The organism is Aquimarina litoralis (assembly GCF_019295435.1).
Classification (GTDB): domain Bacteria; phylum Bacteroidota; class Bacteroidia; order Flavobacteriales; family Flavobacteriaceae; genus Aquimarina; species Aquimarina litoralis_A.
The window spans coordinates 184,959-206,679 of sequence record NZ_WEKL01000003.1 but is presented as its reverse complement, the minus strand read 5'-3'; the positions used below and the strand labels follow the sequence as shown (position 1 = coordinate 206,679).

Genomic DNA, 21,721 nt, shown 5'->3' with positions numbered 1-21,721 from the left:
CAGGTTATAATGTTGCGATGTAAGAGTTAACTATTTGTTAGATTTTAATAATCTAAGTTTAACTCTTCACCTGGTTGTAATTGAAACCTTTTTCTAAGTCCAAAAACTGTCAAATATAATAGTGGAGTGTCAATAGTAGCAACAATTACTTTAAACAGAAAACCACTCATTACAAAAGGGACAAAATTATCCCACGAAAAAATTCCGTTAAGACATAAAAGTGAAATAATAGTTACACTATCAATGAACTGTGAAAGGAAGGTAGAAAAATTATTTCGTATCCAAAGATGTTTTCCTTTGGTAACTCGTTTCCAAAAGTGAAAAACCTTTATATCGATATACTGCGCAAAAAGATACGCAGTCATAGAAGCAAATACGGAAATAAGGCTTTTACCGAAAACGAGATTAAAAGTATCATTGTCTACCTGAATGTTTGGATCCGTTCCGGGATCTATATAGGCATTCACAGAGGCTGCAGCATAAATAATTAAAAGAGAAAAAATAGAAGCAAAAATACCGGCAGTAACCATAAGATTTGCTTTTTTCTTTCCATAGATTTCACTTACGATATCTGTAATAAGAAAGGTTAAAGGATAGGGTATAAGACCTACACTTATGGTAAAGGTGTATACTCCAAAAAAATCCCATTGAAAGAATTTCTGAAAAATAAGATTACATACAACAAGCGAGGAGATAAATAAAGCTCCAAGAACAAGATAAATTCGATACGCTGTTGTTTTGTCTTTAAGATTTAGGGAAGTTGAATTCAAAATAAAAATAGTTCATAATACTCCGCACAAAAATAAGGTGAAGTGGTTTTGTTTTCCTTAATTTGCTCTTAAAAGTACGGAGTTCTGACTAGAATAAAAAAAACAAATTTGAAAACACAGCATCGTATACATATTTCTTTAGGAAGTAATATAGGAGATCGATTAGAATATCTTCAAAAGGCAGTAAATGCTATGTATAATGCGCTAGGAGATATTGTCGAAGTTTCTAGTGTGTATCAAACTCCAGCTTGGGGCTTTAATAGCGATGATTTTTATAATGCATGTATTCTGATAAAAACTTCATATAGCACTTCGGAAGTTTTAGAAAAGCTCTTGGCAATAGAAACCTCATTAGGCAGAAATAGAAATAACTCTGATGAATATGAAGCAAGAACTATTGATTTGGATATTATTTTCTCTTCAGAAGGTGTTAGTAACACTGAAAGATTAATGGTTCCACATCCTTCCATGCAGGATAGGAAGTTCGTTTTAATACCTTTGGAAGAGATCGCTAAAGATGAAGTACATCCTATAGAAAAACGAACAGTAGGTGAGTTATTACAGAGCACTTCAGATGTTTCAAAAGTTGTTAAAGTCAATGAGAGAATTTTAAATCCGAAAGAAAAATTTTCTTTATCAAGTGTTCAATATCTTACAATTGAAGGGAATATTGGAGCTGGAAAAACAAGTTTAGCACATTTGATTTCCGAAGAATTGAATGCAAAATTAGTTTTAGAACGTTTTGCAGACAATCCATTTTTACCAAAGTTCTACGAAGATATGGAACGCTATGCTTTTCCTCTGGAAATGTCATTTTTAGCAGATAGATATCAACGTCTGCAGGATGATATCGGTCAGTTAGATCTGTTTAAAGATTTTGTAGTGAGTGATTATGACGTTTTTAAATCTTTGATATTTGCTCAGGTCACATTGCAAGAGGATGAATATAAATTGTACAAGAAGGTTTTTGATATTATGTATAGAGATTTACCAAAACCTGGATTGTATGTCTATCTATATCAAAACACAGAACGTCTTTTAGAAAATATCAAAAAAAGAGGAAGAGATTACGAACAGAAAATTCCAGCAGAATATCTAAATAAGATCAATCAAGGATATTTGCAGTTTATCAAAGCTCAGCCAGAACTTAATGTGAAAATTATTGATATCTCTGAAAAAGATTTTGTGAAAAACCGAGAAGATTATATTTGGGTTCTAAATCAGTTAGTTGCTTCCTAAATATGGATGTCAACTTGATGTTGTTTTAGTAAATAGATCCCAAACTACCACGCCAGCACTTACAGATATATTTAGAGAATGTTTGGTGCCATATTGAGGAATTTCTAGGACTATATCACTTTTAGAAACAACATCTTGTTGTACCCCTTTTACTTCATTGCCAAAAATGATGGCATATTTTTGATCAGGTTGAGGATGAAATTCATTTAGCATTACCGCATTTTCGGCTTGTTCTATAGATAGAATTTGCACATTTTCTTGTTGCAGTTGATCAACTAATTCAAGTGTACTTTTTTTATGTTCCCATTCAACTGTGTCTGTAGCTCCTAGAGCAGTTTTTTGAATATCTTTATGCGGAGGAGTTGCTGTAATACCACAGAGATATATTTTTTCAATTAAAAAGGCATCAGCTGTCCTGAAAACAGACCCTATATTATTAAGACTTCTAATGTTGTCTAAAATGATAATTAGTGGAGTTTTCTTTGCGTCTTTGAATTCAGTAACCGTTTTGCGGTCTAGTTCACTGTTTTTGAGTTTTCGATTCTTTTCCATTGCAGCAAAAATATGATTTATTCATTATTTGATTTATATCATTCATCAAGGAAAGAAGATTGTGAATAAAAATGAATAACTCCTGTAGGCTTATTTTCAAAAAAAAATAGAGAATACCTACTTTAGCCGTTACACAAAATCATATCCCTTTGGCAGCAAAAAAAGCAAAGAAAGAAAAGAAAGTAACCCCTTTGATGAAGCAATATAATGCGATCAAGGCAAAGTATCCTGATGCATTGTTGTTATTTAGAGTAGGTGATTTTTATGAGACATTTGGAGAAGATGCTATTAAGACGGCGGCAATACTGAATATTGTATTAACGAAAAGAGGAAACGGTAGTGAGCATGAAACTGCATTAGCAGGGTTCCCTCATCATTCCTTGAATACATATTTACCAAAATTAGTAAAGGCAGGAGAAAGGGTAGCAATTTGTGATCAATTAGAAGACCCTAAACAAACTAAGACCATTGTAAAAAGAGGAGTTACAGAACTAGTGACTCCAGGTGTTGCATTGAATGATGAGGTGTTGCAAAGTAAAACTAATAACTTTTTATGTGCTTTGCATTATGGAAAGAAAGAATTAGGTGTTGCCTTTTTAGATGTTTCTACAGGAGAATTTTTAACAGCTCAAGGAGATCTTGCGCAAATGGATAAACTTTTGCGAAACTTTAATCCAAGTGAAGTTTTAATTCCAAAACCTAAAAAACTATCCTTTCAAAACGATTTTGGAAGTGATTTTCATACTTTTTTTCTAGAGGATTGGGTTTTTAAAACTGATTATGCCAACGAAACGCTGCAAACACATTTTGGAACAACATCGCTTAAAGGGTTTGGAGTAGATCATTTACAAGAAGGAGTTATCGCTGCTGGTGTAATTCTTCATTATTTGGGTGAAACGCAGCATCATAAATTACAACATATTACTTCTATTCAGAGAATTGCGGAGGATGAATATATCTGGATGGATCGTTTTACAATTCGTAATTTAGAATTATATAATCCTAATGCAGTCAATGCAGTTACTTTAATTGATGTCATAGACAAGACCATTTCACCTATGGGAGGTCGAACGCTAAAGAGATGGTTAGCGTTACCGCTAAAGAATATTGCGAACATTCATAAAAGGCATGAAGTGGTTCAATATTTTTTAGATAATGCAGATTTACATCAGAAAATTCAACATCAGATTAAACAGATTGGTGATATAGAACGTCTGATTTCTAAAGTTGCCACTGGAAAAGTAAATCCTAGAGAAATAATCCAATTAAAAAACTCATTGGAAGCTATTGTACCAATAAAGGCTCAAGCTACCAATAGTAAAAATGAAGCTTTAAAGGTAATAGGAGATACCTTGCATGATTGCGAGTTATTACGAAATAAGATCAAAGAAACACTTAATGAAGATGCTCCTGTAAATATTTTAAAAGGAAATACAATTGCGGATGGTTATTTGGATGAGTTAGATGAGCTTCGTTCCATTGCTTTTTCTGGAAAGGATTATCTAGATAAAATGTTGGAGCGAGAAACTGAAGCTACGGGTATTACATCTCTTAAAATAGCTTCCAATAATGTTTTTGGTTATTATATTGAAGTACGTAACACGCATAAAGATAAAGTTCCTGAGAATTGGATTCGTAAACAAACTTTGGTGAGTGCAGAGCGATATATCACTGAAGAACTAAAAGAATATGAAGCCAAAATTTTAGGAGCAGAAGAAAAAATTCTACTATTAGAGCAACAATTGTTTGGTGACTTAATTGTATGGATGAACGAATACATAAAACCAGTACAATTAAATGCTAGTTTGATTGGTCAATTAGACTGTTTATGTTCCTATGCGCAATTAGCAAATGAAAATTCATATAAGCGTCCGATTATCGATGATTCTTTTACTCTTGAAATTAAAAATGGTCGACATCCTGTAATTGAAAAGCAATTACCACCAGGAGAACAATATATAGCCAATGATGTTTCTCTAAATAGAGAAAATCAGCAAATGATTATGATCACAGGTCCTAATATGAGTGGTAAATCAGCTATTTTAAGACAAACAGCATTAATTGTCCTATTAGCTCAAATGGGAAGTTTTGTCCCAGCGGACGAAGCCAAAATAGGTGTGGTAGATAAAATATTTACGAGAGTAGGAGCAAGTGATAATATCTCGATGGGAGAATCTACTTTTATGGTAGAAATGAATGAAACTGCGAATATTTTGAATAATATATCGGATAGGAGCTTGGTGCTATTAGACGAAATTGGTCGTGGTACAAGTACCTATGATGGAATTTCTATCGCTTGGGCAATAAGTGAATTTCTTCATGAGCATCCTGCGAAACCAAAAACCCTATTTGCAACACATTATCATGAATTAAATGAGATGTGTGATACCTTTCATCGAATCAAAAATTATAATGTAGCGGTCAAAGAATTAAAAGATAATGTTCTTTTTCTTAGAAAACTGGTTCCAGGAGGAAGTGAACATAGTTTCGGAATTCATGTAGCTAAAATGGCTGGAATGCCTCAGCAGGTATTACATAGAGCAAATAAAATGCTTAAAAAGTTGGAAAAATCTCATAGTAGTGAAGAGCTTACTGATAAAATAAAAGGGATTCAGGAAGAAGATGAATTGCAATTGAGTTTTTTCAATTTAGACGATCCATTATTAGAAGAAATTAAAGAGGAAATTGTAAATATTGACATTGATACCCTTACTCCGGTAGAAGCTTTGATGAAATTAAATGAGATTAAACGTATGTTAACCAGGAAGAAAGCTTCTCAGGTTTAGTGAGACTTTGTTTTGGAAAATTGGAGAAACAACTTTTTTAAAACAGCTAGTGTAACAAATTCCGTTGAAAAACGGGATCTGATTATTGAAAGAAAGATTTGATCTTATTGTGTTGAAATATTGTTAGTTAAAATAAAATTTTATTCTTTTTTTAAAAAAGGCTTTGGTATTATAAGAAATGTTTTAAATTTGCATCCGCAATAACGAATTGCGAAGTTCTTAAAAACTGCGAAAGTAGCTCAGGGGTAGAGCATCACCTTGCCAAGGTGAGGGTCGCGGGTTCAAATCCCGTCTTTCGCTCTGAGAAAATATATATCACGCTCGGGTGGTGGAATTGGTAGACACGTTGGACTTAAAATCCAATGAACATTAGTTCGTACGGGTTCAAGTCCCGTCCCGAGTACAGAAGAAAACCTCTTGATTATTCAAGAGGTTTCTTTGTTTTTGGTAGTTTCTTATCAAAAAGTAAACAGGCACCAAAACAATTTAAAAATAGAACGATGCCTTATAAATACGTTGATATATTTTATTTTAGGTTAGCTTTAAAGGTAAATCTGTTAATCGTTTTCCAGTTAATCTACGAACTGCATTTGCAACCGCAGCACCGATCGGACCCATTGGAGGTTCTCCAACAGGTAATGGAATGTCCGCTCCTTGAATAAAATGTATATCAATTTCTTTTGGAGCATGTTTCATTAATGCCATATCATAAGGGCCATAAATCGTAGGAGTCAATTCACCATTTTCTAAGGTCATTTTTTCAAACATAGCACCACTCATTCCCATAATGATAGAACCTTCACATTGTGCTTTTACCTGATCAGGGTTTACAACCACTCCACAATCAAATGCACAAGTTACTTTATGTACCTTTATGTTGTTATTCTCTATAGAAACCTCTACTACATGTGCTGCTGGTGAATTTGCATCAGTAGACGCCGCAAAACCCATAGCACGGCCATTAACGGGTTTGTCATTATACTTGCCTTTTTCTGCAGCTAATTTTATAACGTCGTATAATCGTTTCTTGTTACCTTCATTAGTGATACTTGCTAAGCGGAAATCGATAGGATTTTTATCCGCACTAATGGCCATTTCATCTATAAAACTTTCAATCGCAAAAGTATTCGCTAATAAACCTAAACTTCTCCACCAGCTAGTAGCAAAGGGCAAGGTAGTGTGCCATTGTATTGCTCTATGGTTTGGTATTTTATCATACATGATTTGTCCTCCACGCATAGCTCCTATATCTGTACCGAGTGCTGATGTTAAAAATCCAGGCATAATCAAAGCATTAACCGCTACATCTCCACTCGCATAATGATGTTCTAAGGAATGTAAATAACCGTCCCGATTTAGCTTGCCTTTCATTATATGATGTGTAGGTGGTCGGAATAGATCATGTTGAAATTCTTCCTTTCTTGTAAAAATATACTTTATCGGTTTACCAACTTCTTTCGATAATTGAACAGCTTGTACAGCATGATTTGTATTTAATCTTCTTCCAAACCCACCTCCTAAATAGGTAGGTATAATATTTACTTTTTCTGCATCAACATCAAAAGCTTCGGCAACCACTTTTTGAGTAGCGCCAGGAACTTGTGTAGAAAGGATAATCGTAATATCTCCGTTATTATAATCTGCAACAGCCCCATTAGGTTCTATTTGGGCGTGAGCACCTATAGGACTAGTGAATTCCATTGAGATAACATCACTATCATCTGAGTTTAGTGCTTCTCCAGCTTTTTGGGTAATACTTTGATTTCCTTTACCTACTTGTAGCATATTGCGCAAATCTTCTTCTGTATAACGTTTTTCAATAGTCCATTCTACGTCGATTTTATATTTAGCAGCCAAAGCTTGGGCGTATGATTTTGCAACAACTCCTACCCAATCATCCATCTGAACGACTTTAATCACTCCAGGCATTTTTTCTGCTTTACTAACATCTGCATTTTTAAATTTCGCTCCAACAACACTGGGTCTGATGATAGCTGCATGGAGCATATCCGACATTTCCGCGTCCAAACCAAAAATAGGATCACCAAATACTTTGGCGCTTAAATCAATACGCTTCACAGGTTTTCCAATGAATTTATAGTCTTTCATTGGTTTTAATTCTGGTGTATCCGGGATATCCCATTCAGTAATATCATTAGCAACTTCAGCATAGGTTATTGTTTTTCCTTTTCCAGAAATGATTCCTTTTTTAGTGGTTAAATTGGAAACATCCACATTTAATTTTTTCGCAGCTTCTATTTTTAACATTTCCCTCATGGTTGCAGATAACTCACGGAGTGGTTGCCATAATCCTCCAACAGATAAACTTCCTCCTGTGCTCATCATATCAATAACTCCTGTTTTTGTAGCAGCACCAATAACTTCAATCTGGTTAATATCTAGATCCATTTCATCTGCTATCATTTGTGCAAAACTGGTAAATGAACCTTGTCCCATTTCAACTTTAGGGGAATGAAAAATCACTTTATTTTCTTTAGTTAATTCAAACCAAAGATTGGGCTCTGTTCCGCTTCCCATATATGATGGAGCCATAGTCTCCGCCATTTCAAGCATTGAACGACGTAAAGGGTTTCTAAATGCATAAGTACCCACTGCCAAGACTCCCAAAGTGCCTAGACCTCCTCGAACTAAAAATTTACGACGAGAGATTCCTTTTGATTTTTTTTCTTTTTTACTCATAATCGTAATTTTAGCTATTGGAGTTATTTTTTAGTTCGGCAGCGCGATGGATCGCTTTTCGCATTCTGTAATAGGTAGCACAACGACAAATGTTTATGATATTTTGGTCAATGTCTTCATCTGTAGGATTAGGAACTTTTTCTAACAATGCTGCTGTAGCCATCATAAATCCAGGTTGACAATAACCACATTGTGGTACTACTTCTTCAATCCACGCTTGTTGAACTGGATGTGGATTTTCTGGTGTTCCTAAACCTTCTATAGTAGTAATTTTTTTTCCTTCAGCAAATTTAACAGCGTACGAGCAAGAACGTACTTCTTCATTTTCAACCATAATGGTACATGCTCCACATGCTGCTTTACCACAACCAAATTTAGTCCCTTTTAGGTCTAACATATCTCGTATTACCCATAATAAAGGTGTGTTACCATCTTCTATGTCAACGGTTTGTAGATTTCCGTTAATAGTAAATGCTATTTTCATAAATATTAATTTTAGTTGTTAGTAATTATTTGGCAGGGATTATTGCACCATCTTCAAACCATTCTTTTACTGCTTTGATATATTCATCTAAAGGAACAGGTGGTAATTTTCGTGGAGTACCATCTGCTCTAACTCCTGGTTCCCAAGCCCAAAGAACTAAGGCATGTTCGGTTAAATGATGCATTAATTCTTCGTGATTTCTGCCTCCGTTGCGTTCTGGATCAAGCATCGATTCGGCAATTTCTTTTCTAGATAAACCTTCCCACATCATACTAGCAGGAGCTAAACTCCATTCTGGTGCTCCGGGAACACCTGAATAATCGTTGTTTTCTGATTGATGACAAGTGGTACATTTAGTAGCTTGATATCCTAGATTGTTATCTCCTCTTGACATTCCAAAATAATGAGGATGTCCATCATCTCCTTGTTTTGGAATATTATCATTAGGATGACAATTGATACAACGAGGACTTACCAAAACGTCCATCATTTTCTTATAGTTTTCATCAGAAGAACTTTCTTTGACAAAATCGTTCGAAGAAACAGAAATGTATTTTGGAGGTTTTTTAAAATTAGAAGCTATTAATATACCTGTAATCATAAGTATAGGTATAAGATAGGCAATTGAAGTTTTCTTCATTTTGTTATTTGTTTAATGAGTTAAGCGTTTTAAAATGAATGATTCAAAGGTTCTTTAATGTACTCTTTTTTCGTTATGCTTAAAAGATAGAGTCTCTATTCATAAAGATTCTAAATATGTTTTCAAGTAATTTTTATTAAAATTATTTAAAATAAAACGAAAATACTTGTCTAAAAATGTCATTTTTTGACTTGAACTACAGGGAATTATAGAATTCTGATGGAGTAATATTGAATTGTTTTTTAAAGGATTTGCTAAAATGAGCTAAATCTTCGAAACCAGATTCTAGATATACATTTGACGGTTTCATTCTTTCTACTTTCATTAGGTTTCGAGCATGGTATAATCGCTGTTTCATGATCCAACGATGAGGTGTTTCGTTAAAAATAGTTTTAAATTCTCTATGAAAAGTAGATAAGCTTCTTCCGGATTGTTTGGCGATTGTTTCTAATGGTATATTGTATAAAAAATTATGCTTCATAATTTTTTCAATACTTACTCTTTCATTGTTGGAAAACTCTTTAAATATTTTCAGAAGATCTGTATTAGCTTCGGCTATCGCTCTTAATGCTTCCAAAGTCTTACTTTCTATAGTATCAATATCGATTTCTTCTCCATTGTCTATGTATTCTATTAATGAGAGCATAAGTGAGTTAAGCTTTTGAGTATTCGGAACATCAAAAAAAGCTTCTGTAGTACTCTTTATTTTGGGTAAAGCAATTTCATGAATTACTCTTTCTATAAAGTCATTTGTAAGTCCAAAACCATACGTTTTTGCAAAACCCATTTCTTCATCCAATGTCTTATACAGTTTCGCTTCAGTGTATTTTCTTAGAAGCGCAAATTGACCTTTTCGGATATCGAATTTCTTATCACCAATCTGCACATGTAAGGTTCCTATTTGCGTATATAATAATAAAGTACTTGGACTATATACCTCTGTAATTTTGTTTGAAGTTGCTTCGCAAGAAACAGCTATTATTAAATCTCCAGATTGGATATATTTCATTGTATAATCTTTCATGTTATAAAGGTACGTTGTAGGATATGAAATAACTTGTCTGAAAATGTCATAAAGTATTTAATCTATTAATTTTTGAATAAGGAAAGGCTCAGAACTTCATTTTTATGAAAAGGTTTTCTACTTTATGAATATTAACTTCGTCTTAACTTAACTTCGATTCTTACTCTTTTTTGCAAGCAAAATAGTCTTGGTAATTTTTTTTCAATTTGTTAATTGTTCAATTTTCTAAATCTAAAATTAAAAAAAGCTTAAAAATTTACTTAAACGTTTGCGATATATTTATTGTTGATTTAGAATGTGATTTAAAATACTGATTTTCAAATAGTTGTGATTTTGTTAACCTTTTGTTTACGTTTTGTAAATAAATATTAACAAATCCCATTTGATACTGTTTTTTTTGAACGCTTTCGGGTAACAAGTACTTTAGAAACACGAATTCGCGAACAAACAAAAATGAATAATCAACAAAAATTAAGTCAGTATGAAAAATAACTTACTGAGGATTCTTTTTATAGGGATCTTTATGATGGTAAGTAACACTTATTCACAAAGTGTTTCGGGTACAGTTACTGGAGAGGACGGCATTCCAGTTCCAGGGGTTAACGTAATTGTTAAAGGAACGACTAATGGTACCTCTACAGATTTTGACGGTAAATACGCGGTTACAAATGTAACTCAAGATGCTATTCTGGTATTCAGCTTCTTAGGGTTTCAGACCCAAGAAATTCAAGTATTAGGACAAGAAGTTATTAATGTTTCTTTAAAATCAGATGCTGAAGCATTAGATCAGGTTGTGGTTTTGGCTTATGGACAGGTGCAGAATAAGAAATCGGTAACCACCTCAATAGCTACGATAGATCCAGATGTAATAAAGCAATTGCCAATATCTCAGGCGGAAGCAGCATTACAAGGAACAGTACCGGGAGTTGTGGTTCAGCAAAACTCTGGGTCACCGGGATCTCCTCAGACCGTAAGAGTAAGAGGTGTTGGTACTCCGAATGGTTCAGCTCCTTTATACATTGTGGATGGGGTTCAAGTTCCTAATCTTACATTTTTAAATCCTAATGATATCAAATCACAAACGGTATTAAAGGATGCAGCGTCAAGTGCTATTTATGGTTCTAGAGGAGGTAATGGGGTTATTTTGGTGGAGACACTTAGAGGGAAGAGAGCATCTTCAAAGCCACAGGTAACCATCAACGGATATTATGGTATTCAGAGTCTAGCAAACAAACCAGATTTAATGAATAGAGATGAATATGTCGAGTATTACAATGCTGGTGTTACAGCTGCAGGAGCAAATTTGGCAACAGGATTCAGAGGAGCGTTCTCAGATGCAGAGCGTGCCTTGTTACCAGACACTGATTGGTACGATGTGCTATTTGATGATGCACCCATTCAGGATATTTATGCTTCCGTTGTAGGAGGTAGTGAAAAAATAAAATATTCTGTTTCTGGAGGTTATTTTGGTCAGGAAGGAATATTAGGAGGAGATGATAAAGCAGAGTTTAATAGACGAAATATAAGAGGTACTCTTAGTGGTGATATTACAGAAAATATTGATTTTAGCTTAGTTGCACAATTTCAGAATCAAGAACGTTTTAATGTAGTTCAAAACAATGGAGGAGCCGGTGTTGGTTTAAGTAGTTTTATTAATGCGCTTCCTCCAATTTATCCAGCATTTGATGAACAAGGTAATTTCTTTAACCCTGGTCTTCAAAATAGTAGTCCAACGGTAAATGGAGTGCCTTTAAATAGTTTAGGAGCTGTGCAAAACCCTTTATTTTCTCTTGCACTATTGGATTCTCAAACGGATCAGGATGTTCTTAATTTATCAGCTTCTTTAGGTTGGGAACCAATAGACAATCTTAAAATTAAAGGTTCTTATGGTATTTACAGTAATGCTATTTTTAATAGATCTTTCCAGCCACTTATCCAGCAATTGGATCAAGAATATGATACGACTACTGGAGTTTTCTACCAGGAAGTGTTAAACAAAACTAGAAACAGACAGTATGGAGGAACAGTGGAATACTTTTTTGGAAAATTAGCAGAGACATCTGATCATAACCTTAATATTTTAGGAGGATATGAAGTGGTAGAAACGAGATTTGATGGAGGTGCTGTTGTGAGAGATCCTGGTCAATTTTTAGTAAACGATTTTGATAGTGTAAACTTCTCTCTATCCGAAGATAGTACAGATGCAATCATAACTCCAGGAATTTCTTCTGCTATAGGACTCGAATCTTATTTTGGAAAACTCGACTACGACTATAATCAAAGATATCTATTTAGTGCTGTTATTAGAAATGATAAGTCCTCTAATTTTGGGCCAAATAAAAGATCCGGTTGGTTCCCTGCAGTATCTGCTGGTTGGGTAATTTCCGAGGAGAACTTTTTAGTAGATAGTGAAATTATAAATTTATTGAAGGTACGAGGTAGTTGGGGTATCAGTGGAAATGACGGTTCTCCAAGAGCTTTAGCGTATTTATCTTCCGTGAATACTCAGGTAAGCTATGCTGGACAACAAGGAATTGTATTGACAGGATTAGCAAATCCTGATTTGAAGTGGGAAGAAATTACTCAGTTTAATGTTGGGTTAGATATTAATGCATTTAGGGATAGATTAGGTTTTACCGTAGATTATTATACGAAAAAGACTAGTGATATATTATTGCAAGCTACTACTCCTTTAACCTCAGGTTTACAACCTTCTGTGGAAAATACAGGGGATATAGAGAATAGAGGTTTTGAATTTATTCTTTCTTGGAGAGATAATTATGAGAGTGGTTTTAGTTGGAATGCAAGTGTTAATCTTGGGTTAAATAAAAATGAAGTTACTAGTTTAGGAGAAACTTCATTTATCGATAGCGCTCCAATACAACCACAGTTTCAGGGATTCGCTTCTAGAACACGTGTTGGAGACCCGATCGCAAGCTTCTTTGGTTTTGTGGTAGAAGGTGTTGATGCCAATGGAAACTTGCTTTTTGCTGATTTAGATAATAGCGGTAATAACCAATTGACTCCAGATGCAGGGGATAGAACAATTATTGGAGATCCTAATCCAGACGCTACTTTTGGTTTCAATTTTGGATTCGAATATAAAGGATTTGATTTTTCAACTTTTATGTCAGGAACTGCTGGTAACGATATTTTTGATGCCACAATACGATACGATGCTGTAGGAACCAATAGACCTTCATCATATCTTGCTGCGGATGCTCCTAGGAATGTAGCTGCCACTACTTCTACTAATGGTGAACAGTTAATTTCGGATTTTCATGTTAAGGATGGAACATATTTAAAACTTAAAAATGTGACCATTGGATATACCCTACCAGAAGTAGCTTCTAGCTCAATTGGTGCTGAAAGTATAAGGATTTATGTTTCGGGTCAGAATTTATTCTTCTTAACAGAATATGATGGATTGGATCCTGAAATAGGACAAAATAACCTTGGTACTCCATTAAATATCGGTATAGACCAAGGATTCTTTCCGCAATCACGTAATTTCTTAATGGGCTTTAATTTTAATTTCTAAGAACTATGAAAATATTAAATTATATATCAAAAAAGTTTCTGCTTTCATTAGCTGGAGGATTGGCGTTAATGTCATCTTGCTCAGATGAAATATTAGACAAAGTTCCTATAACGGAAATTGTTGCAGATACAGCTTTTAATACCGAACAGGACGTAGTATCAAGTCTTAATGCGGCATATGATGCATTACAATGGCAAAACGTTGCGGGAAATCAAACTTTTCCACTGATGCAGCAAGGAGTAAGAGCGGATGATTTACATTCTCAATCAGCAGCCTTCTGGCAGATAGGAGCCCAATATGATCAATTTAATACTATCGGTCCTACATTGCCGTCAGTGGCATCTGTATGGAGCAAGTGGTATCAAGGAGTAGCAAGGGCTAATTTTACAATAGAATTAGCAGAAGGTTTTGAAAATTTTGAAACTCCTGGACTACAAGATCAGATTATTGCTGAAGCGAAATTTTTAAGAGGATTTTACTATTTTGAACTTGTACGGCTTTTTGGTGGAGTGCCTCTATTTGATAAGGCGATAACTTCTGCAGATCAGGAACAGTTTAAACCAAGATCTACGGAAGCTGAGGTATATGCTTTTATAGAAGAAGATCTACGAAATGCAGCGAATACTTTACCTAATAAAGGAGGAGAAAGAGTTGAAGGTTCTGCTACTTCTGGAGCAGCATTAGGCTTACTTACAAAAGTATATTTATATCAAGACAAGTGGGGTGATGCGGTTTCTTCTGCAGAAGAAGTAATCAATCAAGGTGTATATAGTCTTGAAGCTAATTTTGGAGATAATTTTATACAAACTAACGAGTTTGGAGTAGAGTCTGTTTTTGAAATTAACTATGTAGATGGACTGGATGCAAATGATTTTAATAATTCACAACAAACACAGGAAGGTTCTGGATCTTGGAAATGGAGTTTCCCTTTCTTAACTGGATATCAATCTTTCAATAATTTTATTCCTAGACAAACGTTGGTTGATTTTTTTGATGATAGTGATCAAAGAAAAGCTGCAACATTCTTACTTCCAGGGCAACCTACTAATTCACCAGGTCTAGAAGCGTTAGGTTGGGATCCTGTACCTAATAGTTTTGGCTATGCAATAGGAGTGAATACAGGTGCTAGAAAGTACTTTTTAACTTTTGAGGAAGTTCAGGATTTACTTACAGAGTTTCAATCTCCTTTAAATGAAAAAGTCATACGATATGCAGATGTTTTATTAATGCATGCCGAAGCATCCATTATGGGTGGTGGCGGAAATGGTGCCGCATCATTTCAAGAAGTAATGGATAGAGCCTATGGATCAGGAAATCCGGCAGCTCCTGCCTATACTATGCAAGGAGTAAGAGATGAAAGACGTAGAGAATTAGCTACAGAAGGATGGAATCGTTTTACTGATTTAGTACGTTGGGATAGAACAGATGGTGGAGGAGTAATTGCACCAGCACTTAACGCAATTGGAAAAACAGATTTTTCAGCTCCAAGAGACCTATTGTTGCCTATTCCACAACAGGAAATAGATACGTATCCTGAAGGAATGCTTACTCAAAACCCAGGTTATTAATAAAGATCCAAAAAAATGAAAAATAGTATTCAATTAAAATATATAATTAAGTACGTCTTTTTGGTAGTAGGTTTACTGCTAATAAGCGCATCTTGCGAAGAAGATGATCCTTTCAATTTTGAAATTTTACCATCCCATAGTGATGGAATTCAAAATCTTGACGAAACCGGAGTAGATTGTGGAGGAAGTAGTGGTGTAGCATGTCCTTCATGTAGTGATGGAATCCAGAATCAAGGAGAAGAAGGAATAGACTGCGGTGGACCTTGTACAGAATGTATATCAACTCCTAGAGCTGATATATTAAATATGGGGTCATCACCRTATTTCTATACTTTTGAGACCAATGATGGTTTGGCAGGTAGAAATTTAGAACCATTGGATCCTGCAAGCCAAGGAGTCACTTTTAATTTTGGAGTGGCTGATCCAGCAGGTGGAGATGAAGTAGTAGGTCAGATTTTAAGACCTGAAAATGGTCCATTTGGAGGATTTGAAGATTTTAAATTTCAACCACAATCAGCACCAATTAATTTTTCAGAATATCACAGATTTACCTTGGATGTTTATATTCCTTCAAGTAATGATTTTAGTGGAACTTTAGAACCAACAGTGGAACTAATTCTGCATGATAATGTGGATGGTAATTTTTGGCAACGTTGGACGGTGATTCCTATAACTATTGATCCTAGTGATTTTGATCAATGGATAACTATAAGATTTGATGGAGAAAATGCAGCTGCTGCGGATACTGGAGTGCTATTGCCATCCAGCACAACATATGATAATATGACTTTACGTTTTGGAGGAAGTGCACATACTGCTCCAGGAGAGTTTTTTGTAAGAGATTTTGTAGTTGTTGATAGTTTTGTAGCTCCAGGAACTCCAAGAGCAGATGCTTTAGCAGGAAGCGGATTGCCATATTTCTACACTTTTGAAACAGGAGACGCTTCTTCTGGTATGAATTTGATACCAAATGAAACTTCAGTTCAAGGAGTACAACCCACTTATGGAGTTGCTGATCCTGCAGGAAGTGAAAATGGTGTTGCTAGAATATACAGGCCAGAAAATGGTCCATTCGGAGGCTTTGAAGATTTTAAATTTCAACCGCAAGCCGAACCAATAGATTTTTCTGTATACAATAAGTTTAGAGTAGATGTATACATCCCATCCAGTAATGATTTCTCTGGATCTCTTACCCCAACAGTAGAATTGATTTTGCATGATAATGTAGATGGTAATTTCTGGCAAAGATGGACCTTTATAGAACAAACCGTAACTGAGTTTGATACTTGGGTTACCTTAGAATTTGACGGTTCTAATGCAGCAGCAATAGATACAGGCATATTATTACCTGCCAGCACAACTTACGATAATTTTACGTTGCGATTTGGTGGTAGCGGGCATCCAGATGCAGGAGAATTTTTTGTAAAAGATTTTGTCCCTTTTATGTAAAAGATGTGAAAGGCTCAAATTTTAATAAAATTTTGCTCATGGTATGAGGTTTATGAAGTCTATCATAATTATGTTCATAGGTTTAGTTATCATTATCTCCTGTTCATCAGGGGATGATGGAACTAATCCTGTTCATTTACTCCTCAAGAGGTTCAAGCGAATGGACAACCGTATCCTTTTAATGACGAATTTTATTTGTTGATGAATATGTCGAAAGCAGGAAATCTACTAGCAAATCCATTAGTTTCAGAGTATCCCGATTATCTAATTATTGATTACATCAGAGTCTATCAACAAAATTAACAAGATCAAAATAAAAATATAAAAAGTGGATTTTGAAAACTCTTTGGTTTCGCTTAAAAGATGGATATTTTTTGAAAGTATTTCTGTTTATATGAGCTTAAATCTGCTATAAATTACGAAAACTAATATACCTAGTTTTCGGTGATACTTAACAAATCAGTTTCGTTTCTTCTAGAGAAATAGAACTTTTGTATTGGAAATAAAATAACGCATGTACTATATAGGATTTGACATAGGAAGTTCTTCGGTAAAAGCAGCATTGGTTGATGCAAATACAGGCAAGTCTGTGGCGTCTTTAAGCGAACCCGAAGAAGAAATGAATATCATAGCTATCCAAAGAGATTGGGCAGAACAAGATCCTGAGTTATGGTGGCAATATGTATGTGCTGCGTCTAAAAGATTAGTAAAAGAGAATTCAATTACTTCAGATCAGATTAAAGGCATCGGGATAGCGTATCAAATGCATGGTTTGGTGCTTGTAGATCATGACCTTAATTTAATTCGTGATTCTATTATATGGTGCGATAGTCGAGCAGTGAAAATTGGAGAACAAGCTCTTAAAACTTTAGGAGAGGATAGATGTTTAAATCATTTACTGAATTCACCTGCCAATTTTACCGCGTCTAAGCTAAAATGGGTACGGGATAACGAGCCTGAGAATTTTGCTAAAATCTATAAATTCCTTTTGCCAGGAGATTATATTGCATTTAAGTTTTCGGGAGTTTTGAACACTACCATTTCTGGATTATCAGAAGGTACTTTATGGGATTTTAAGGAAGGAACTCCAGCGGATTGGTTATTGGAACATTATGAGATAGATCCTAATATAATTCCTGATGCTGTTCCAACTTTTTCCAAACAAAGTATACTTTCGGAAACTGGAGCTAAAGAGAGTGGATTAAAGGCTGGAATCCCTGTTTTATATAGAGCAGGAGATCAACCTAATAACGCTTTGTCATTGAATGTATTTAATCCAGGTGAAGTCGCCGCTACAGGTGGTACTTCCGGAGTTTTATATGCAATAACCGATGATTTAGAAGCTAAAGAAGGGGTGAAAATTAACAATTTCGCACATGTAAATCATACCCCAGAACACTCAAGTATTGGTAAGTTGTTATGTATCAATGGAGCTGGAATTCAATATCGTTGGTTAAAGAATAATTTAAATTTAGAAACGAATTCGTACCAAACTATGAATTCTCATGCATCTAAAATACAGGTGGGTTCTAATGACTTACAATTAATTCCCTTTGGGAATGGTGCAGAAAGAATGTTTAACAATAGAACTCTAGGAACTCATATCTGTAATTTAAATCTAAACAAACATACACGTTCTCATATTTTTAGAGCGGCTCTTGAAGGTATTGCATTTTCATTCATTTATGGTTTGGAAATTCTAAAAAATGACAATGCGGATATTAAAGTTATTAGAGCTGGGAATGACAATCTGTTTCGTTCAGAGATATTTTCAAATACCGTAGCTACGCTAATCAACCAAGAAATTGAAATTTATAATACTACAGGGGCAATTGGTGCTGCAAGAGCAGCAGGGTTAAGTGATGGTACTTTTGAGGATTTCGGGACTATGATTACTAAAAATGATCATGTGATGACCTATCACCCATTGCAAAATAGAGACGATTATAAAGAAGCATATGCTAATTGGAAGAAAGAATTGAATAGAATTTTAATAAACAAGTAATAAAAAATGGCCGTATTAATAGGTAAAGAATATTTTAAAGGAATAGATAGTATTAAGTATGAAGGTCCAGAATCTGATAACCCATTAGCTTTTAAATACTACGATGCAGATAGAATAGTTGCAGGTAAGACGTTGAGAGAGCATTTCAAATTTGCAGTTGCTTATTGGCATACGTTCTGTGGATTAGGAGCAGATCCTTTTGGTCCTGGAACACATAAATTTGATTGGGATACCTCTTCGGATCCAATTCAAGCCGCAAAAGATAAAGCAGATGCTGCTTTTGAGTTTATCTCAAAAATGGGATTTGATTATTTCTGTTTTCATGATTATGATCTGGTTCAAGAGGGAAATTCTTTTGCAGAATCAGAAAAAAGATTAGCCACTATTGTAGATTATATTCGGCAAAAAAAACAAGATACAGGTATTAAGCTTTTATGGGGAACTGCAAATTGTTTTTCAAACCCTCGTTATATGAATGGAGCAGCTACCAATCCTGATTTTAATGTGGTAGCCAGAGCTGGCGGGCAAGTGAAATTAGCATTAGATGCTACCATTGCTCTCGATGGAGAAAATTACGTTTTCTGGGGAGGAAGAGAAGGATATATGTCTCTTCTAAATACAGATATGAAACGAGAACTAGATCATATGGGACAGTTCTTAACGATGGCTAGAGATTATGCAAGAAGTCAAGGTTTTAAAGGAACTTTTTTCATAGAACCAAAGCCTATGGAACCTACCAAACATCAGTATGATTTTGATACTGCAACTTCAATTGGGTTTTTAAAAGAATATGGATTAGAAAATGATTTTAAAATCAACATAGAGGTAAATCATGCTACATTGGCACAACATACGTTTCAGCATGAACTAGAAGTTGCAGCTGGAGCAGGAATGTTAGGCAGTATTGACGCCAATAGAGGTGATTATCAAAATGGTTGGGATACAGATCAATTCCCAAATAATATTTTAGAAGTAACAGAAGCAATGCTTGTGTTTCTAAAATCAGGAGGATTACAAGGAGGAGGAGTAAACTTTGATGCAAAAATCCGAAGGAATTCAACGGACCTTGAAGATATATTTCTTGCGCATATTGGTGGTGCAGATGTTTTTGCTCGAGCCTTAATCACAGCTAATAAAATTATAACATCATCTCCGTATGAAAAGCTACGCGAGAAACGATATGAATCCTTCCATTCAGATCAAGGAAAGGCCTTTGAAGCTGGGAAATTGAATTTGGAAGACCTTTATAAAATAGCTCAAGAAACTGGTGAGCTTGAACTACAAAGTGGTAAACAAGAACTTTTTGAAAATATCCTTAACCAATATATCTAACTAAAGTTATGAGTTCAATATTAGAAACAGAAGATTGGTGGGTGTTAGCATTATATTTTGCGGCTTTGATCGCCGTGGCTGTGTGGGTCGTGTTGCAAAAAAATAAAAACACTGAAGATTATTTTCTGGCAGGCAGAAATGTAGGTTGGTTTGTAATAGGCGCCTCTATTTTTGCCTCTAATATTGGTTCGGAACATGTGGTAGGATTAGCAGGAACTGGGGCCGAATCTGGTATGCCCATGGCGCATTATGAATTACACGCTTGGATTGTTTTGCTTTTGGGTTGGTTATTTCTCCCATTTTATTTTAGAAGTAAAGCTTTTACCATGCCAGAGTTTCTAGAGAAGAGATTCGATAGTAGGTCAAGATGGTTTTTATCGGTATTCTCTTTATTGGGTTATGTTATTACCAAAATTTCTGTAACTATATATGCAGGAGGTATTGTAGTTTCTCAGTTATTAGGAATTGACTTTTGGTATGGAGCAATTGGTATTGTTGTTTTTACTGGTTTGTATACAGTAATTGGAGGAATGAAAGCGGTGATTTACACCGAAACTTTACAAACCGTAATTTTAATTGTTGGATCCCTTATTATCACATATCTAGGATTACAAGAAGTGGGTGGTTGGCAAAACCTTAAAGAAATAGCAGGGAGTAATCATTTTAATATGTGGAGACCAATTTCTGACCCAGATTTCCCTTGGACAGGATTGTTATTCGGAGGAACCATTGTCGGGATATGGTATTGGTGTACGGATCAATATATAGTCCAGCGAACATTGGCAGCCAATAATATCACTATAGGACGAAGAGGAGCAATGTTTGGAGCATATCTTAAGCTTTTGCCAATTTTCATATTTCTAATTCCTGGAATCATAGCTTTTGCTTTAGCAAAAGAAGGAGTGCTTACTTATGAAAAAAGCGATGAGGTTTTTCCTGTATTAGTAAAGACACTTCTACCTGTTGGTCTTAAAGGTTTGGTGGCAGGAGGTTTAATGGCTGCATTGATGAGTTCACTCGCTTCCGTTTTTAACTCATGCTCTACCATTTTTACGATTGATATCTATAAAAAACTAAAACCAACAACACCAGAAAAAAAGTTACTAAATATCGGTAAAGTCGCAACTGCCATTGTTGTATTTCTTGGCATTTTGTGGATCCCAATTATGGAAAAAATTGGAGGAGGAACTTTATATAAATATTTACAAAGTGTGCAATCATACATTGCGCCACCAATAACCGCGGTTTTTCTATTAGGGATTTTATGGAAACGAGTTAATTCTAAAGCTGCCATTGTCACCTTATTTTCAGGTCTTTTTGTAGCAGCACTTAGGATATGTGCAGAAATATTTCAGGATAGTTTATCAGGAATTCTATTAAGTTTTGCTACTATAAACTTTGCACATATGGCCATCTTTATGTTCCTAATTTCTGTGATAATATGTATAACCGTAAGTTTACTTACCAACCCTCCAGATTATGCAGCAATTAAGGGCTTGTCATTTGGAACATTAACCAAAGAACAAAAATTAGACAATAAACAAAGTATTGCACTATCTGATATTGTCCTTTCAGTAGTGATGGTGCTCATTGTAATAACCATACTATCCTATTTCGTAGGATAAAAAAAG

General features: G+C 34.9%; 14 protein-coding genes and 2 tRNA genes. 10 read left to right on the top strand and 6 right to left on the bottom strand.

The features are described 5' to 3' along the window. Positions 1-44: 44 nt before the first annotated feature. A complete protein-coding gene (locus tag GBO31_RS03030; protein WP_219006834.1) occupies positions 45-770 on the bottom strand; it encodes a queuosine precursor transporter in 726 nt (241 codons plus the stop codon). A 108-nt stretch (positions 771-878) separates the two neighbouring features. On the opposite strand from GBO31_RS03030, the gene folK reads away from it, so the two are divergent. Next, positions 879-2,009: a 2-amino-4-hydroxy-6-hydroxymethyldihydropteridine diphosphokinase gene (gene folK, locus GBO31_RS03025; RefSeq protein ID WP_219006833.1), complete on the top strand. Its 1,131-nt coding sequence runs from the start codon at positions 879-881 to the stop codon at positions 2,007-2,009. Between the two features lie 9 nt (positions 2,010-2,018). Here folK and GBO31_RS03020 read toward each other — a convergent pair whose 3' ends face one another. Further along, the gene (locus tag GBO31_RS03020; protein ID WP_219006832.1) at positions 2,019-2,561 is read right to left on the bottom strand and encodes an RNA methyltransferase; all 543 of its coding nucleotides are present in this window, start codon (positions 2,559-2,561) and stop codon (positions 2,019-2,021) included. 194 nt (positions 2,562-2,755) lie between these two features. Between GBO31_RS03020 and mutS the strand changes: the two genes are divergently transcribed. From mutS to GBO31_RS03005, 3 genes are all read left to right on the top strand, one after another. Then, positions 2,756-5,347, top strand: coding sequence for a DNA mismatch repair protein MutS (gene mutS / locus GBO31_RS03015; protein ID WP_219006846.1), 2,592 nt, complete (start codon positions 2,756-2,758; stop codon positions 5,345-5,347). A 228-nt stretch (positions 5,348-5,575) separates the two neighbouring features. Further along, positions 5,576-5,647, top strand: a tRNA-Gly gene (locus GBO31_RS03010). A gap of 19 nt (positions 5,648-5,666) precedes the next feature. After that, a tRNA-Leu gene (locus GBO31_RS03005) sits at positions 5,667-5,750 on the top strand. Between the two features lie 128 nt (positions 5,751-5,878). On the opposite strand, the gene GBO31_RS03000 is transcribed toward GBO31_RS03005, so the two are convergent. The 4 genes from GBO31_RS03000 to GBO31_RS02985 form a co-directional block, all read right to left on the bottom strand. Continuing rightward, positions 5,879-8,047 carry a xanthine dehydrogenase family protein molybdopterin-binding subunit gene (locus GBO31_RS03000; protein WP_219006831.1) on the bottom strand — a complete coding sequence of 723 codons (2,169 nt, stop codon included), beginning with the start codon at positions 8,045-8,047 and terminating at the stop codon, positions 5,879-5,881. Between the two features lie 10 nt (positions 8,048-8,057). After that, positions 8,058-8,531 carry a (2Fe-2S)-binding protein gene (locus GBO31_RS02995; protein ID WP_219006830.1) on the bottom strand — a complete coding sequence of 158 codons (474 nt, stop codon included), beginning with the start codon at positions 8,529-8,531 and terminating at the stop codon, positions 8,058-8,060. A gap of 25 nt (positions 8,532-8,556) precedes the next feature. Further along, entirely contained in the window at positions 8,557-9,171 is a 615-nt protein-coding gene (locus GBO31_RS02990) for a hypothetical protein (RefSeq protein ID WP_219006829.1), read from the bottom strand. 196 nt (positions 9,172-9,367) lie between these two features. After that, positions 9,368-10,195 (bottom strand): helix-turn-helix domain-containing protein, encoded by an 828-nt coding sequence (locus tag GBO31_RS02985; RefSeq protein WP_219006828.1) that lies wholly within the window; start codon positions 10,193-10,195, stop codon positions 9,368-9,370. Positions 10,196-10,676: 481 nt separating this feature from the next. Here GBO31_RS02985 and GBO31_RS02980 point away from each other — a divergent pair, with 481 nt between their 5' ends. The 6 genes from GBO31_RS02980 (at position 10,677) to GBO31_RS02955 (ending at position 21,715) form a co-directional block, all read left to right on the top strand. Beyond that, complete coding sequence (locus GBO31_RS02980) at positions 10,677-13,736, top strand: SusC/RagA family TonB-linked outer membrane protein (protein WP_219006827.1); 3,060 nt, start codon at positions 10,677-10,679, stop codon at positions 13,734-13,736. A 5-nt stretch (positions 13,737-13,741) separates the two neighbouring features. After that, positions 13,742-15,304 (top strand): RagB/SusD family nutrient uptake outer membrane protein, encoded by a 1,563-nt coding sequence (locus tag GBO31_RS02975; protein ID WP_219006826.1) that lies wholly within the window; start codon positions 13,742-13,744, stop codon positions 15,302-15,304. Positions 15,305-15,319: 15 nt separating this feature from the next. Further along, positions 15,320-16,753, top strand: coding sequence for a hypothetical protein (locus GBO31_RS02970; protein WP_219006825.1), 1,434 nt, complete (start codon positions 15,320-15,322; stop codon positions 16,751-16,753). A 514-nt stretch (positions 16,754-17,267) separates the two neighbouring features. Continuing rightward, complete coding sequence (locus tag GBO31_RS02965; RefSeq protein ID WP_219006824.1) at positions 17,268-18,758, top strand: xylulokinase; 1,491 nt, start codon at positions 17,268-17,270, stop codon at positions 18,756-18,758. A 6-nt stretch (positions 18,759-18,764) separates the two neighbouring features. Continuing rightward, positions 18,765-20,090 carry a xylose isomerase gene (xylA, locus tag GBO31_RS02960; protein WP_219006823.1) on the top strand — a complete coding sequence of 442 codons (1,326 nt, stop codon included), beginning with the start codon at positions 18,765-18,767 and terminating at the stop codon, positions 20,088-20,090. An 8-nt stretch (positions 20,091-20,098) separates the two neighbouring features. Then, entirely contained in the window at positions 20,099-21,715 is a 1,617-nt protein-coding gene (locus GBO31_RS02955) for a sodium:solute symporter (protein WP_219006822.1), read from the top strand. The last annotated feature ends 6 nt before the right edge of the window (positions 21,716-21,721 follow it).

Coding starts and splice junctions, on each gene's coding strand:
- GBO31_RS02985 (WP_219006828.1), bottom strand. CDS start 10,195: ATGAAAGATTATACAATGAAATATATCCAATCTGGAGATTTAATAATA.
- GBO31_RS02965 (WP_219006824.1), top strand. CDS start 17,268: ATGTACTATATAGGATTTGACATAGGAAGTTCTTCGGTAAAAGCAGCA.
- GBO31_RS02975 (WP_219006826.1), top strand. CDS start 13,742: ATGAAAATATTAAATTATATATCAAAAAAGTTTCTGCTTTCATTAGCT.
- GBO31_RS02995 (WP_219006830.1), bottom strand. CDS start 8,531: ATGAAAATAGCATTTACTATTAACGGAAATCTACAAACCGTTGACATA.
- GBO31_RS03020 (WP_219006832.1), bottom strand. CDS start 2,561: ATGGAAAAGAATCGAAAACTCAAAAACAGTGAACTAGACCGCAAAACG.
- GBO31_RS02955 (WP_219006822.1), top strand. CDS start 20,099: ATGAGTTCAATATTAGAAACAGAAGATTGGTGGGTGTTAGCATTATAT.
- GBO31_RS02980 (WP_219006827.1), top strand. CDS start 10,677: ATGAAAAATAACTTACTGAGGATTCTTTTTATAGGGATCTTTATGATG.
- xylA (WP_219006823.1), top strand. CDS start 18,765: ATGGCCGTATTAATAGGTAAAGAATATTTTAAAGGAATAGATAGTATT.
- GBO31_RS02990 (WP_219006829.1), bottom strand. CDS start 9,171: ATGAAGAAAACTTCAATTGCCTATCTTATACCTATACTTATGATTACA.
- GBO31_RS03000 (WP_219006831.1), bottom strand. CDS start 8,047: ATGAGTAAAAAAGAAAAAAAATCAAAAGGAATCTCTCGTCGTAAATTT.
- mutS (WP_219006846.1), top strand. CDS start 2,756: ATGAAGCAATATAATGCGATCAAGGCAAAGTATCCTGATGCATTGTTG.